The sequence below is a fragment of the Amycolatopsis sp. NPDC003861 genome (assembly GCF_053605405.1).
This window is the reverse complement of the sequence record NZ_JBSGJD010000252.1, coordinates 1-13,743: the sequence shown is the minus strand read 5'-3', so window position 1 is coordinate 13,743 and position 13,743 is coordinate 1. Positions and strand designations below refer to the sequence as shown.

The 13,743-nt window shown below is 71.5% G+C and carries 11 protein-coding genes and 1 pseudogene; 3 read left to right on the top strand and 9 right to left on the bottom strand.

Features of this window, described 5'->3' with window-relative positions; translation table 11 throughout:
* Nucleotides 1-387 precede the first annotated feature (387 nt).
* From ACWEVN_RS39675 to ACWEVN_RS39660, 4 genes are all read right to left on the bottom strand, one after another.
* Nucleotides 388-3,024 (bottom strand): fibronectin type III domain-containing protein, encoded by a 2,637-nt coding sequence (locus ACWEVN_RS39675; protein ID WP_452054713.1) that lies wholly within the window; start codon nucleotides 3,022-3,024, stop codon nucleotides 388-390.
* A gap of 92 nt (nucleotides 3,025-3,116) precedes the next feature.
* The gene (locus ACWEVN_RS39670; RefSeq protein ID WP_310976008.1) at nucleotides 3,117-3,860 is read right to left on the bottom strand and encodes a ferredoxin reductase; all 744 of its coding nucleotides are present in this window, start codon (nucleotides 3,858-3,860) and stop codon (nucleotides 3,117-3,119) included.
* The gene (locus ACWEVN_RS39665) at nucleotides 3,830-4,429 is read right to left on the bottom strand and encodes a sulfite oxidase-like oxidoreductase (RefSeq protein WP_310976007.1); all 600 of its coding nucleotides are present in this window, start codon (nucleotides 4,427-4,429) and stop codon (nucleotides 3,830-3,832) included. Before ACWEVN_RS39665 ends, ACWEVN_RS39670 begins: the two co-directional genes overlap by 31 nt.
* A 28-nt stretch (nucleotides 4,430-4,457) precedes the next feature.
* Nucleotides 4,458-5,057 carry a pentapeptide repeat-containing protein gene (locus tag ACWEVN_RS39660; RefSeq protein ID WP_452054712.1) on the bottom strand — a complete coding sequence of 200 codons (600 nt, stop codon included), beginning with the start codon at nucleotides 5,055-5,057 and terminating at the stop codon, nucleotides 4,458-4,460.
* Nucleotides 5,058-5,099: 42 nt separating this feature from the next.
* Here ACWEVN_RS39660 and ACWEVN_RS39655 point away from each other — a divergent pair, with 42 nt between their 5' ends.
* The 3 genes from ACWEVN_RS39655 (at nucleotide 5,100) to ACWEVN_RS39645 (ending at nucleotide 7,802) form a co-directional block, all read left to right on the top strand.
* On the top strand, nucleotides 5,100-6,008 hold the full coding sequence (locus tag ACWEVN_RS39655; RefSeq protein ID WP_452054711.1) for an ornithine cyclodeaminase family protein: 909 nt from the start codon (nucleotides 5,100-5,102) through the stop codon (nucleotides 6,006-6,008).
* Nucleotides 6,009-6,659: 651 nt separating this feature from the next.
* The gene (locus ACWEVN_RS39650) at nucleotides 6,660-6,914 is read left to right on the top strand and encodes a hypothetical protein (RefSeq protein ID WP_003083120.1); all 255 of its coding nucleotides are present in this window, start codon (nucleotides 6,660-6,662) and stop codon (nucleotides 6,912-6,914) included.
* 57 nt (nucleotides 6,915-6,971) lie between these two features.
* A complete protein-coding gene (locus ACWEVN_RS39645; RefSeq protein ID WP_452054710.1) occupies nucleotides 6,972-7,802 on the top strand; it encodes a hypothetical protein in 831 nt (276 codons plus the stop codon).
* 79 nt (nucleotides 7,803-7,881) lie between these two features.
* Here ACWEVN_RS39645 and ACWEVN_RS39640 read toward each other — a convergent pair whose 3' ends face one another.
* The 5 genes and pseudogenes from ACWEVN_RS39640 to ACWEVN_RS39620 all read right to left on the bottom strand — a co-directional run.
* Nucleotides 7,882-8,448 carry a hypothetical protein gene (locus tag ACWEVN_RS39640; protein WP_452054709.1) on the bottom strand — a complete coding sequence of 189 codons (567 nt, stop codon included), beginning with the start codon at nucleotides 8,446-8,448 and terminating at the stop codon, nucleotides 7,882-7,884.
* Nucleotides 8,445-10,046, bottom strand: coding sequence for an extracellular solute-binding protein (locus ACWEVN_RS39635; protein ID WP_452054708.1), 1,602 nt, complete (start codon nucleotides 10,044-10,046; stop codon nucleotides 8,445-8,447). Before ACWEVN_RS39635 ends, ACWEVN_RS39640 begins: the two co-directional genes overlap by 4 nt.
* Nucleotides 10,043-11,170: a toxic anion resistance protein gene (locus ACWEVN_RS39630; RefSeq protein ID WP_452054707.1), complete on the bottom strand. Its 1,128-nt coding sequence runs from the start codon at nucleotides 11,168-11,170 to the stop codon at nucleotides 10,043-10,045. The genes ACWEVN_RS39635 and ACWEVN_RS39630 overlap by 4 nt, the downstream gene beginning before the upstream one ends.
* Before the next feature lies 1 nt (nucleotide 11,171).
* Nucleotides 11,172-12,249, bottom strand: a pseudogene (locus ACWEVN_RS39625) (hypothetical protein).
* Nucleotides 12,250-12,329: 80 nt separating this feature from the next.
* Nucleotides 12,330-13,743 (bottom strand): carboxylesterase/lipase family protein (locus tag ACWEVN_RS39620; protein ID WP_452054706.1); only part of this gene is annotated, 1,414 nt, incomplete at its 5' end.

Sequence of the window (13,743 nt, the reverse complement as noted above, 5' to 3'; positions counted from 1 at the left end):
TGCGGCCGCGGCCAGCGCCAGGACCGATCCCAGTGAATGCCGCACCCCGCGCCGCTTCCGCGGATCGGGTACGAGAGCCAGGTAGTCACGCAGGTCAGCTACGTGGTCGAGGTCGGCAGAGGCCAGCTGGGCCAGCACAGCGGGTATGGGAGAAGATGCAGCAGCAGGCACGGCTCTCACAGATCATGGGCTTCGACAACCACATGATCACCACCGAGAGCCGTGCCTGCCTGCAACGACACGACTTTGCCGGAACCCTGGCCCTCCCAGGGAGGCGTCCCCAGGTCCAGTCTATCGGCGGCGGGCGACGAAAAGCCGGGGAACGATGGCCGGTGGGCCTCGTTGTCCACATCGCCGGCGGGTTGTGGACAACGAGGTCCGCTCAGGTCAAGCTGCTGCCGTCGTGGCGGTGAACGTCGCTGCCGGGCCGGTTCCCGTTGCCGTGATCGCCGCGACCGTGAACGTGTAGGCCGTGGCCGGCTTCAGGCCGGCCACCACCCTGGTCATGCCCTTGATCGTCGGCTGGGTGACCAGGGCGTCGCGGCCCTCCGCTCGGATTGTGCGGCCGTCGGACACCGTGATCGCGTACGCCAGGACCGGGGTGTCGCCCGTTGCCGCCGGTGGGTTCCAGCGGATCGAGGCCGCCGTTGCGCTCGGCAGTGCTCGGGCGCTCGTCGGGCTTCCCGGCAGCACCGCGGTTTTCGGGCCCGGGGTCACCGGGGCCGACGGCAGCGACGGCTCGCTCGTCCCGTACGCGTTGCGCGCCGCGACTGTCACCGTGTACGGCGTTCCGTCCGTCAGTCCGGGTACTTCGACGTACGCGCGCTTCGCGAAGTCGGCCGCCGTCACCGTTGTCGAGTGCGTGCGGCCGCCGCCCGATGCCGTCACCACATAGTGCGTCACCGGAGCGTTGTTGAACGCGAACGTCGGGTTCCAGGTTGCGTACAGCTTTCCCGCCACGGCGAACGTGCCGACGCGCGATGGTGCTTCGGCCGGGGCCTGGCCTCCGACCCGGCGGGTGAGCAGCCCGCGGTAGGCCGGCTCGAGCCCAGCGTTCGTGACGATCCCGGGCGGCGCGGCCGCCGGGTTCGGCAGGAGGTGGTTGCCGCGGGTGATCGCGCCCTTGTCGACCTTGTCGCGGTCGCCCTGCTCCCAGTAGTTGCCCTCGGTCAGCGTCGGGTCGTTGTTGCCCAGGTCGTCCCGGTAGTCGACGTGCACCGTGCCGACGTTGAAGTACGCCATGCCGTAGAGGACGTTGCCGCGGATCGTCTCGTAGGTGTCGCCGTTGTCGGTGTAGACGCCCTTGCCGAGCCCCCACTGGTCGTGGATGACGTTGCCGGTGACCTTTTCGCCGTCGGCCAGGGAACTGCCGGTGATGCCCTGGGTGTAGACGCCGCCGCCGTCGTCGAGCATCTGCATGTAGTCGAAGATCAGGTTGTCCGAAACGACGTTGTCGTGCGACAGGTTCGGCGTCGCGGGGCGCTTGATCTTGTCCGGCCAGCCGCCCCAGCCCACGGAGATCGCCGAGTAGCCGACGTGGTCGATCTGGTTGTGGGCGATGGTGTTCCGCACGGTGTAGCCGTTGACGATCGGCACACCGCCGTGGAATTCGCGCGGCAGCCCGTAAAGGTGGTTGTCGGTGACCCGGACGTCGCGCACGACGTCGGCGTCGGTGTCCGTGAGAGGTTTGCCGACCCCGCCGATCTGGACGCCGTTGCCGGAGATGTCGGTGAAGATGTCGCCGAGGACCTGGGATTCCTTGGTGCCGTCGACGAGGTCGAGCCCGGCGCCGCCGAGGTGGGCGAACACGCTGTCGGAGAATTCGACGCGCCGGCCGTGCGAGACGGAAACGTTGGCGGGTTCCCGCGTCCACGAGGCGTACGGGCAGGTGCCACCAGGCACGAACTGGCAGAGTCCCTGGACGGCCCAGCCGTCGGCGCCGGTGATCGTGTAGCCGGCCTGGATTTCCGAGAACCCTTCGGGCGACGACGGCGTCAGCCAGGTCGCGTAGGAATAGCGCAAGCCGCGGAAGGCGACGTCGTGGATCGGCGCGGCCGCCGTGCCCTTCGCGTCGAGGAGCTTCTCCAGCACCGGCATTTCGACGTCCGCGCGGCTCAGGTCCTGGCCGGGCTTCGGCTGGTAGTAGACGACGCGGGCGGCCCGGTCGAGGTACCACTCGCCCGGGGTGTCGAGCAGCTCGAAGGCGTTTTCGGCGTAGGTAGGGTGCCGCCCGTTGGTGAGGTCGGCCGGGCCCACCATGTTGACGCTGCGGCCCGGGATGTCGGGGAACAGCACCCGTTTCGTCGAGTTGTCCCAGCACGGCTGGGCCATGGTGATCGTCGTGCCCGCGGCGGCGGCGAGCGGGCAGCGCGGTTCCGTCCACTGGCCGAGGCCGTCGCGCTGGACGTTCCACAACGCCTCACCGGAGACGTACACGAACTCGACGTCCTTCGGGTTCCGCCAGTGGGCGAGCGTGTCGGCACTGGCGGTGTAGCCGGTGTCGGTGGCCTCGACGGTCACCGGCAGCGGGCCGCGGGCCCGTTGCTCGCGGACGCCGTCGACGTAGAGCTGCCGCGTGGTGTCGAGCCCGGCGGGCGCGGGCGCGGCGAACAGGCCCGGACGGCCCGGCACCGGCCGCCAGCCGGTGACCCGCACGCCGCCGTTCAGCTCGGTGTCGTTGCTGCCCTGCCAGATGACGCGGTGACCGTTGCCCCCGGAGTCCCGCGCGTCGAGCCGCAGCGGGGCGGTCAGCCGGAAGACACCGGGCGCGAGGTGGACGGTGAGATCCCGGGTCAGGTGCGGCGCGCGCTGCCGCACGAGGTCGCGGGCGCGCTCGAGGGTCCGGACAGGATGCCCGGCGCTCCCGGCGGCTCGGTCGGAGCCGGTGGGCGAGACGTAGACGTCCTGGCCGGCGGCGGTCGGGTCGGCCGCGGCCACCGGGCCGGTCGTGGCGAGCAGGGCGCCCGCGCCGAGGAGAACGGTCACCACGGTGCGGCGCCGCGTCGAGCCCCACTTGGTCAGCATGCTCGAAAGATAGGATCTCTCCCCGGCGATGTCGACAATTTCCCGCTCAGCGGGGCAGTCGATCACCTATTCATCGGATGCCTGACGGCTATTCAGTCGCGGCTGGGCCCGAAGCGTTCGGTGCGGATCCGGTGCGGGTCGTGGCCGAGGGCGACCAGGATGTCCGCCACCGTCTCCACGAAGCCCGTCGGCCCGCAGACGAAGCAGGACGCGCCGAACTCCGCCGGCCACCCCGCCGTGTTGATCGTCGCCACGTCGATGCGGCGCGGAATGCCGGGGCGGCCTTCGGGCAGCTCGCGCGTGTACACGTACGTCACGTCCACGCCCGCTACCGGCGTGCGCAGCTCGTCGGCGTAGTACAGCTCCGCCGGGGTGCGCAGCGAGTAGATCAGCTTGAACGGCGTCCGGACGCCCGCCGCGCGGCGGGCGCGGATCATCGCCATCAGGGGCACGATGCCCGAGCCGCCCGCGATCAGCAGGACCGGCGCCGGATCCGCCGGCCGCCATGCGAACCAGCCGCCGATCGGGCCGCGGATCTCGACCGGGTCGCCGATCGCGTACGGGCCGGTGAGGTGCTCGGACACTTCACCGTCGGCGACGCGCTGCACGGTCAGCTCCACCCGATCCCCGTCCGCGGGCGCGGCGAGGGAGTAGCTTCGCTGCGCGCGGTAGCCGTCCGCGGCGGTGAGCCGGACGTCGACGTGCTGCCCCGCCAGGTGGCCCGGCCAGCCGGGCAGGTCGAAGACGAGCGTGCGCGCCGTCGGCGTCTCGTCGCGGAAGCCGGCCAGGCGGGCGACCCGCCAGGCTAGTCGCCCTGATACCGCTGTTCGCGCCATGGATCCCCGTAGTCGTGGTAGCCGGCGTTCTCCCAGAAGCCCGGCTCGTCCCGGGTCTTCAGTTCCAGTCCGCGCACCCACTTCGCGGACTTCCAGAAGTACAGGTGCGGCACGAGCAGCCGCGCCGGACCGCCGTGCTCGGGCGTCAGCGGCTTGCCGCCGTACTCGTAGGCGATCCAGGCCTGGCCGTCGAGCAGGTCGGCCAGCGGCAGGTTCGTGGTGTAGCCGCCGTAGGCGTGCACCATGACGTAGTCGGCCTCGGTGCCGAGCCCGCCGACCAGCGTGTCGACCGAGACGCCGCGCCAGCGGGTGTCCAGTTTGGACCACTGGGTGACGCAGTGGATGTCCACTGTGGGCTTCTCGCTCGGCAGGGCCATCAGCTCGGCCCAGCTCCAGGTGTGCTTCTCGCCCGTCTCGGTGGTGACGGTGAACTCCCACGTCTCGGTGCGCACGCGCGGGGTCGGGCCCGCCGAGAGGACCGGGAAGTCCTCGGCGAGGTACTGCCCCGGTGGCAGCCGCGGGTTGCCACTGCGCGCCCGGCCCTGGAAACCCGGTGTCACGACGCCCATGCGGTGCTCCCTTCCCGACGCGATGAGCCTACGCCCGCACGTGCAGCCCCAGCGACGTGACGAGCACCGCAGCCTGTTCGGGTGACACGATCGCCCCGGTCAGCACGGCGTCCGTCGGGTCGAGCGCCGAGAGGTCGCTGCCCCGCAGCTCGGCTTTCGGCAGCTTGACGGCGTGCAGAAGCGCGCCGGACAGGTCGACGTCGGCGAACACCGCGCCGGCGCAGTCCGCCCCGGTGAGGTCCGCCTCCCGCATCCGGACGCCCTGGAAGCGGACGGCCCGCAGGTCGGCACCCGCCAGCCCGGCGAACGACCAGTCCCCGCCGGTGACCCGCAGCGGCCGCAGCTCGCACTCGCTGAAGCTCGCGCCGACGAGCTTGCACCCGGTGAATTCGGCGTCGAAGAAGTTGCACCGGGTGAAGGTGCACCCGGTGAACGCCGAGTCCTCGTGCCGGGACGCGTTGAAGCGCACGTTGCCGAACACGCAGTCGGTGAAGACGGCGTTCCGGGTGACCGCCTCCGAGAAGTCGGTCTCGCGGAACTCGCACCGCACGTAGTGCCGGCCCGCGATCTCCGCCCCGTACCAGTCTTCGCGGACGAACCGCTGCTCCTCTTGCGTGGCCTCGGACATGCCGCCAGGCTAGCGGCAGATCCGACGCCGGAGGGGCCGCGCATGCTCGACGCCGACGAAGTCCGGAAAGCCGTGCCGATGCCGGCCGCGATCGACGCGGTGCGCTCGGCGTTCCTCGACCTCGCCGCCGGCCGTTTCGAGGTGCCGCAACGCTTGTCGTTCGCGTCGGCGACCACGCTCGTGATGACCGCCTGCCACACCCCGACGTCGACGACGGTGGTGAAGACGCTCAACCTGGCCCCCGGCCGCACGCCGATGATCCTGGGCACGCTGGTGTGGAACACGGCCGCCGGCCAGGTGGTCGCCGACGCTGTCGAGGTCACGGCGCTGCGCACGGGCGCGGTGTCGGGCGTCGCCACGGACTTGCTGGCCCCAACTTCGGCCAGCAGTCTGGCCCTCCTCGGCACGGGAGCCCAGGCGGCCGACCAGGTGAGAGCGGTGGCGGCGGTGCGGCCGCTTCGCCGCGTGTCGGTATTCGGCCGGGACCGCTCGCGCGCTTCGGCGTTGGCGGAACGGCTGCGGCCGGAGTTCCCGTCGGTGACGGTGCGCGTGGCCCGCGACGCGGCGGACGCGGTGTCCGATGCGGACGTCGTCTGTTGCGCTACGTCATCGGCGACTCCTCTCTTCGGTGTCGATGACTTGCCGGAACGGGCTCATGTCAACGCGATCGGGTCGTACCTGCCTTCCATGCGGGAGCTTCCCGCGGAGTTGCTGGCCACCGCGGGGTGTGTGGTGGTGGATCAGGTCGGTGCGGTGCTGTCGGAGGCGGGTGAGGTGATCCACGCCGTCTCCGCCGGGCTTCTCGATCGGGGGACGCTGGTCGAGCTGGGGTCGGCTTTGGGGCGGCCTCCGGGGGTGGGTGGGCGGACGGTGTTCAAATCCGTTGGGCTTGCGGTGCAGGACTGGGCCATCGGGCGGCTGCTGGGCGAGGCGATGGGGGTGTGGCCTTAGGCCCGGGTCGGCGGGGGTGTGGCGGGACGAGGGCGCGCCACCCAGGAGCGAGTCCCGCCGCTGGGGACCCGTACCCAGACGGACGACACGCGTACCCAGGTGGACGACACGCGCCCGGGAGCTGGGCTGCCGGGGAAGGCGCGGAACGGGACGGGGCATCGGCGGACGGGGTGGCGCGGGTAGATGGGCGGAGGGCCTTCGGTGGTCGGCGCGTTGAACGGCGGGCGTGTGGAGTGGCGGGAGGGGCTGGGTGGCAGGTGCATTGGGTGGGCCGAGAGCCTTGGGCGGCGGGTGCGTCGGGTGGCGGGGGCGTTGGGTGGCCGAGGGGCGCGTTGGGTCGCCGAGGGCGTCGGGTGGCGGGGGCGTTGGGTGGCCGAGGGGCGCGTTGGGTCGCCGAGGGTGTCGGGTGGCGGAGGCGTCGGGTGGTGGGCCTGGGGGTCGCCGGGGCGTGGGTGGTGGGGGCGTTTGGTCGGGGAGGCCGCGGGTAGCCGGGGTGTTGGGGTGGTTGCCTGCTGTGGTGGGTGGGCGGCGGAGAGCAACGGGAGCGGCCGAACGGCGCAATCTTGGGTCGGACGCGTTTGATCTGTCACCCGATCCGGGAATTTTCGCGGCATGTCTCCTTGGCGAACCACCACCAGACGGAACACGGCCGTGCGGGTCATCACGGCGATCGGCGCGATCTTCGCGGGGATCGAAGTTCTCTACATGATCATGGTGCTCGCCGGCGCGAACGCCGGCAACGCCTTCTTCCAGTTCATCAAGTCGCTGGCGGTTCCTCTCGCGTTGTTCTGGCCCGGCTTGTTCCCGGTGGACAGCCCCAGCCTGGCCGTGATCCTCGACTACGGCCTGGCCGCGGTGTTCTGGCTGGTCGTGACCGGCATCATCGCCCGCTTCGCGGGACGGTGACCGAAGGCGGACCACCCGCCGTCGCCGCCGCCGGTCGCCTTCGGCGACACTGGACGGATGAGCGACGGCAGGTGGTTCGACGGCTGGTCACCCTGGCCCGAGCTGGCCGACCTGGCCGCGGCCGGGCGTTCCCTGCTCCCGAACGTCCCGGTCACGCCGGCCGCCCTCGTGCGCACCGTCACCGAGCAGCTCGTCGGCCGCCGGCTGACGGCGAAGGTGGGCGACCGCGAAGTCGGCCTCACCCTCGCCGCACTCGACTACCCGGCCGACAGCCTCCGGCTGGCCACCGGACGGCTCGGCGACGTCCGGATCGTCGCCGAGGACGTCGACTGGCCCGACAGCGAAGCAGCGGACGACGAGAAGCCCAGCAGCATCCCGCTGCGCCGCGTCACCGTGCTCGCCGAAGACGTCCGCCTCCGCTCGCTGCCCACCCCGGCCGCCAAGCCCGCGCGGGTGCAGCTCGGGATCGCCGTGTCCGCCGACGTGCTGCGGGACCGGGTGGCGAAAGCCCGCCCCGGGATCGTCGCCACCCCGGCCGGCAGCGGGCTGCTGCAGATCCGCTGGGCCAAGCGCCCGCACTGGGGCCACCTGACGCTCCGCCCGCAGGTGGCGGACGACGCCGTGGTGCTCGTGCCGCAGACCCTCCACATCGGACGGCGGCAGCTGCGCCCACCCCGCGCCTTCCACCCCATCGTGCTTCCCCTGCCGGAACTCCCGCCCGGCCTGAAACTGACCAAAGTGGAGCCGCGGCATGACGAACTCGTGCTGCACACCGTGGCGGAGGAATGGCCGGAGCGCCTCTCCCGCATTCCCCTGCCGGACCTGCTGAGCTGGCTGACCACCGCCGCGATGACCCTGACCCTGCCGAACCTCGGTACCCGTTCATGACTTCTCCTCTCCGACGAGTGCGACAACGACCACGCTACTCGAACGCGCGTTCGAACATCATCACTCACAGGTGTGGAGATCAGGCGTCGCGATCCCGCAGGTACCGCGTGTGGTCGGCCTGCCGGTCGACCTCCGCCGCGTAGAACCGCTCGGCCACCCGGTGCGCCTCCGCCTCGAGCAACCCCAGCTGCGCCACCAGTTCTTCACCCGCACCGGCCCGCCGAGCCGCGAACCACCACGGCAGGTTGAGGTAGGTTTCCAGCGACAGCGGCAAATCGGTGCCCGCCAGCCGCACGACGGCGTGCTGCAGATCGGGGTCGGCCGAGAGCCGCGAGGGCCGGGAGAGCAGGTCGCGCAGCACTACCGCGATCCGGCGCACGGTGTCCACAGAGGACGCGGGCATCCGGGAAGCCTGCGCCGAGACCACGGCCTCGAGCGCGTCCAGCGACTGCCGCAGCTCACCGGAGGTGTCGGGGACGAGCCGCACCTTCTCCCCCGGCGCCAGCAGCGCCCCGGCCGCGTAGAGCGCCGCCACGACGAACGGCCAGAACCACCCGGCCACCCCGGTCAGGTACAGCCCGACGCCGATCAGCCCGCCGACGCAGCCGGCGAGGTTCTTGGTCGACCCCAGATAGCGCAGCATCATTGGTACCCGCGAATCTCCTGGAACACCTGCGAAAGCTGGACGTTGCGCGCGTCGAACACCTTGCCGCCGGTCCGCGTCGCGACCTGGGTGAGCTCGTCGCTGCTGCCTTCGCCGAACAGGACCGTGAACACCGGAACCTGGTTCACCGTGGGCGGCAGCGACCCGAACGACCCCAGGAAGCCCCCCAGCGACGAGCCGTTCGCGTTCTCACCGTCGGTCATCAGCACGATGGAGGTGAATCGGTCCGGATCCGCGGCCGTCAGCGGCTCGAGCACCTGGTACGCCCGCGAAAGGCTGTCGTAGATCGCCGTTCCGCCGCGCGCCTCGAGCCCTTCGGCGAACGTCTTGATGCGCACCAGCTCGGCCGCGGGGTTCTCGGCCGGCACGGTGAACGTCTGCGGTGCGCCCGGTCCGGTGTTGAACGGCAGCATCGTCACCTCCTCCCGGCTCCGGAACCGCCGGAACCGGCCGGTCAGCGACGTGTCCGCGCCGGTCAGCCCGACCAGCGCGGCCCGCAGCGAGTCGATCCGCGAACCCGCCATCGACCCGGACGTGTCGAGCACGTAGAGCGTCCGCGAGGGCCGCCGGAGCTTGTCGAAGTACGCCGAGAGCAGCGCGTCGACCGCCTGTTGCGTCGCCGGGAACGGCAGCTCGACGAGGTCCCGCTGCGTGAACTGCGGCCCCAGCGCGACCCCGGGCACGACCGGACGCCGTCCGGTGGTCTCCATGATCCGCTGCTGCACCGCAGGAGTCCGCAGGTGGTCGGTGAGCCGCTGGTGGGCCGAACGCGCGTCGGAGCCGGCGGAAGCCAGCAGGGTGAGCGGGTAGTCGGCGGTGACGACGCCGTCGCTCGGGTAGATCAGCGTGAGCGGCGCGGGCAGCTTCCCGGACGCGTTCGCCGACAGCAGCACGGACTCGTAGTTGATCAGCCCGTCAACCGGGTCCGGCCCGGTCGCGCGCCGGACGTACGCGTCCGACAGCCAGCCCGAGGAACCCGCCGAAAGCGCCTGTGCGCTGAAAAACTGCGTCAGCTGCGGAGTCACCGAAGCGATCTGCTGGGCGTCGATCGCGTTGCCCGCGCCCGCCAGCGCCGATGCGACGCCGACCAGCGCCGAGAACCCGGAGTTCGACGCCGACGGGTCCGTCATCCCGTAGCTGAACGCCTTCTTCCCGGCCTGCGCGGCGATTTCGCCCCAGCTGACCGGCTTTCCCGCCCAGCCGAGCCGTTGCACCACCGGCGCGGCCAGCCCCAGCACCACCGGCGAGCTCATGATCTTGACCTGGTTCCCGAGCCGCTTCGCCGCTTCGGGAATGCCGGCGGGGTACCGGTTCGACGAGAACCACACGGCGTCGTACTTGCCGTCGACGCTGCCGTTCGCCAGCGCTTCGGCCCCCTCCAGCGTCCCGGTGAAGGTGAACTTGACCGTCACTCCGGTGGCGCGCGCGGCTTCGTCGAGCACCGGCTGCAGGTCCGCCAGTTCGCTGCCCGCGAGGATCCGCAACACGCCCGGCTCGGGCTCCCCGAGCGGTGCGGACGACGGTTCGGAACACCCCGCCAGCAGCAGCACGCCCACCAGGAACGCCAGGAACTTCCTCATGCTTCCCCCTCGTGCGAACGCCGCAGGTGGTCCTCGGCGCGGCGGATCTCCCCGGACAGCGACTCGACGGTCGCGGCCATGGTGCGGACGGCGTCGGCGCGGAACCCGTCGATCGCGTCGATCGAGGCGTAGATCCGGTCGAAGGACGCGCGGATCGTCTCGGTCGCGACGGCCGGGTCGCTGCTCGCCTTGCGGATCTCCGCGGACTGCAGGTCCAGCAGCTCGGTGTTGGCGCGGATCAGCCCGTCGGTGGTCGCCTGCAGCGCCGCGACCTCGTCGAGGACGTCCCGCTGGCTCGCCAGCGCGCCGCTGACCAGCAACGCGACCCGCAGCGCGGACACCGTCGTCGACACCGCGCGTTCGACGCCGCGGATCAGCTCGTCGTTGTTCTTGCGCACCAGGTCCAGCGCGAGGTAGCCCTGCGCGCTGACCGCCAGCTGCGTCAGCAGGTCCTGGTACCGCTGCCGGATCGGGTACAGCACGTCCGCGCGCAACGCGTTGGCGCGCGCGGGATCCGTCAGGTCGAAGACGCCGGCCTGCGCTTCGATCGCGCCGTCGACGGCCTCGGCGAGCGCGGCCGCTTCGGCGAGCTTTCCCATCACCTGCCACAGCCGCTCGCGTTCGCGCTTGATCGAGGCGTTGTCGCGACGCAGGACGTCCTGGCGGCCGCGCAGGTCGACGACCAGGGCGTTGACCGGCTCGTTCGCCGCCCGGTAGCGGTCCAGCGCCCGCTTCGCGCCGGCCGCGGCCGGGAACATGCCCAGCAGCTTGCGGCCGGTGAGCGGCAGCTTCGCCGGGTCGAGCTCGGCGACGGTCCGGCGCAGGCTCGCGAGGCTCGTCGTGACGCCGTCCTGCGGCGACACCGCGCTGCGCAACGACCGGTCGAGCATCGTCCCCGCGACGCCGGCCGCGGCGCGCATGTCGGCCTCGCCGACGGCCAGCAGCTCGTCCAGGAGGTCGGTGAACTCCGGTGACCGGACGTCGAGGGCTTCCAGCCGGGACGCGAACTCCGCGGCGCGAACGGAGACTTCCGACCGCGTCTCGGAACTGAGCGTGATCAGCCCGGCGGCGCGCTCGGCGGGGATCGCGGTGACCGGCTCGGGCGGGGTGAGGGCGAAGTCCATGTCAGTACTGCTTGCCGACGGCGTCGAGCAGCCGTTCCAGGGTCTCGAACGACGGCGGCTCGACGGCGTCCACCAGGTCGGCCGGCACGTGGGCCGGCGCGGCGACCTCGGCGAACAGCTTCGGATCGGTCGTGCGGAAGCCGAAGGTCGCGGCGAGCCTGCCCAGCTCGGGGTCGGTCGCGAGGAGCTGCCCGACCTTGTCGCCGTCGCCGGTCAGCGGCACCAGCGTGTGCTTCGAGTAGACCGTCGGGGCCGTGTAGAGCATCCGCATGTCGGGCCGGATCGAGCCGTCGCCGCGCAGCACCCGGTCGACGAACTGCGACTCGTAGATCAGCGCCAGCGGCGTCTTCCCCATGCCGGCCGACAGGTAGTCCTCGAACGGGCCCTTCGGTGCTGTTCTGCGTGTAGCCCTGGTCGAGGAACAGCTTCGCCACCGACGGCAGCACCTTCGCCTCCTGGTCGGGCGCGCTGACGACGGCGTTCCCGTTGGCCACGAAGGAAACGATCGACAGGTACATCGCCGCGGAGTTCGACTCGCGCGGGTCGGTCGTGGTGACGAGGACGTTCTTGCGGGCCGGGTAGGCGGTGTTGCCGGGCAGCTGGTCCCAGCGTGTCCCGGCCTTCGCCAGGTCGAGGTACTTCGCGATGTCGAGGACGTCGTAGTCGCCGGCGCCCTTGTGCACGACGCCGTTGGCCCGCAGCAGGGCGACGATCGGTTCGAAGGAGGCGACGGCCATCGGCGACTGGAACGGCGTGTGGACGGTGGTCACCTTGCGGTCGCGCTGGATCTTCTGCGCCGCGGGCGACGACGACGGGAACGCGAAGGCGTACTTCCCGAGGTCGACGGTCGTCGCGATCTGCCGCGACCCGGCCGTGTCGACCTCGACCTTCAGGCCGTGCCGGGCGAAGGCGTCGACGACGCGCCGGTCGGTGAAGAAGGCCTGCTTCTCCGAACCGATCACCCCGCGCACGGTCGTGGTCGAGCCCGCGGCGCTGTCGTCGCCGCGGCCCCAGATGATCACCCCCACGACGGCCAGCACCAGCACCACGGCCAGTCCGATCGACACCCGGCGTTTCACGAGCACTCCCCTCAGCCGCCTTCGCCCATTGGACGCGGGAGCGAGCCGGTTCGAAGTGAACGGCGGGTGAAGGAACGGTCTCAGGTCACCGGGAACCAGGTCCCGGACGCCCATTCCGTGTCGCCCCAGGCCTTTCGCTCGTCGGCGCGTGGATCGAGCACCAAGTCGGTGTCTTCCCGGAAAACCAGCACCGGCCGGAGTTCGGGGCCGTAGGGCGGCCATTCGGGACCGTCCGCGTCCGCGACGCCGTCCCGGATGAAGCGCACCCAGGCGCGGTGGATGAGCAACGCCGCGCTTTCCCGCTTCGGGTTGACGGCGGAACCCTGCGACGCGAGCGGCAGCGGCGTCTTCCACGCCATGGTGGTTTCGGTGCCGTGACCGCCGTCGAGCTGCTCGGGCACGCCGGGCGCGGCGATGTCGATGCGGTAGCGGTACACGGGCGCGTGCACGGACTGCGCGTCGGCGAGCCGCTGCGTTGGGATGCCGTAGCGTTCGTCGCCCATGGCGGCGATCTTCGCGGCCTGCAGGTCGGGGACGCGGCGAAGGTACGTCTCGAGCAGCTGCGTAGCCCCGGAATCGCCGAGGATGCCCGTGAGCACACCGGACGCCGGCGCCGTCGCGACGTCGTCGCCGAGCATCAGCGCGTACGTGCTGCCTTCGTTGCTGTTGCAGCCGATCAGCAGCGGGATCCCGGCCGCGCTCCCCCGCCGGATCGGCTCGATCGGGACCTCGGGCAGCACGCGGGGGTGCAGAGTGGGCCGCCAGAGCCACAGCGCCTGGAAGCCGGTGAGGATCCGTTCCTGGGCCTCGACGAACTCCTTGGCGGGCAACGCCCGGAGCGCGTCCATGTCGTGGCAGCCGACTTCGTCCAGCAGCCGCCGGGCCAGCGCCGTCCCGGCCTCTGGCGTCGCGACGTGGTCCGCGCCGCCGGAGCTGCTGATGGCCTGGGCGAACAACCCCTGGCCCAGGGGGCTGCCCAGGAGGTTCCCGACGCTCTTCGCGCCCGCGGACACGCCGTAGACGGTGATGCGCTCGGGGTCGCCGCCGAACGCGGAGACGTTGCGGCGCACCCACTTCAGGGCCTCGACCTGGTCGAGGAAGCCGCACACGCCGGCGTCCGCTTCGGACCCGCCGAAGATCCCGGCGAGGTGCAGGAAGCCGAGCGAGCCGAGCCGGTAGTTGATGGTGACGACGACGATCCCGGCGCGGGCGAACTCCTCGCCGTCGCCCAGCTGCTCGCCGTGTCCGACGCGGTAACCGCCACCGTGCAGCCAGAACAGCACCGGCCAGCCGCGCTCGGGCGCCGGGCCGTCCGGCGTGCAGACGTTGAGGTACAGGCAGTCTTCGTCGCAGACGGCAGCCGGGTTCATCGGGTCCGGCGCCTGCATCGCGTGCGGCCCGTACTCGGTCGCGACGTGCACACCGCCGGACAGCGACGGCGGCTGCGGCGCCCGCCACCGCAGCTCGCCGACCGGCGGGCGGGCGTACGGGACG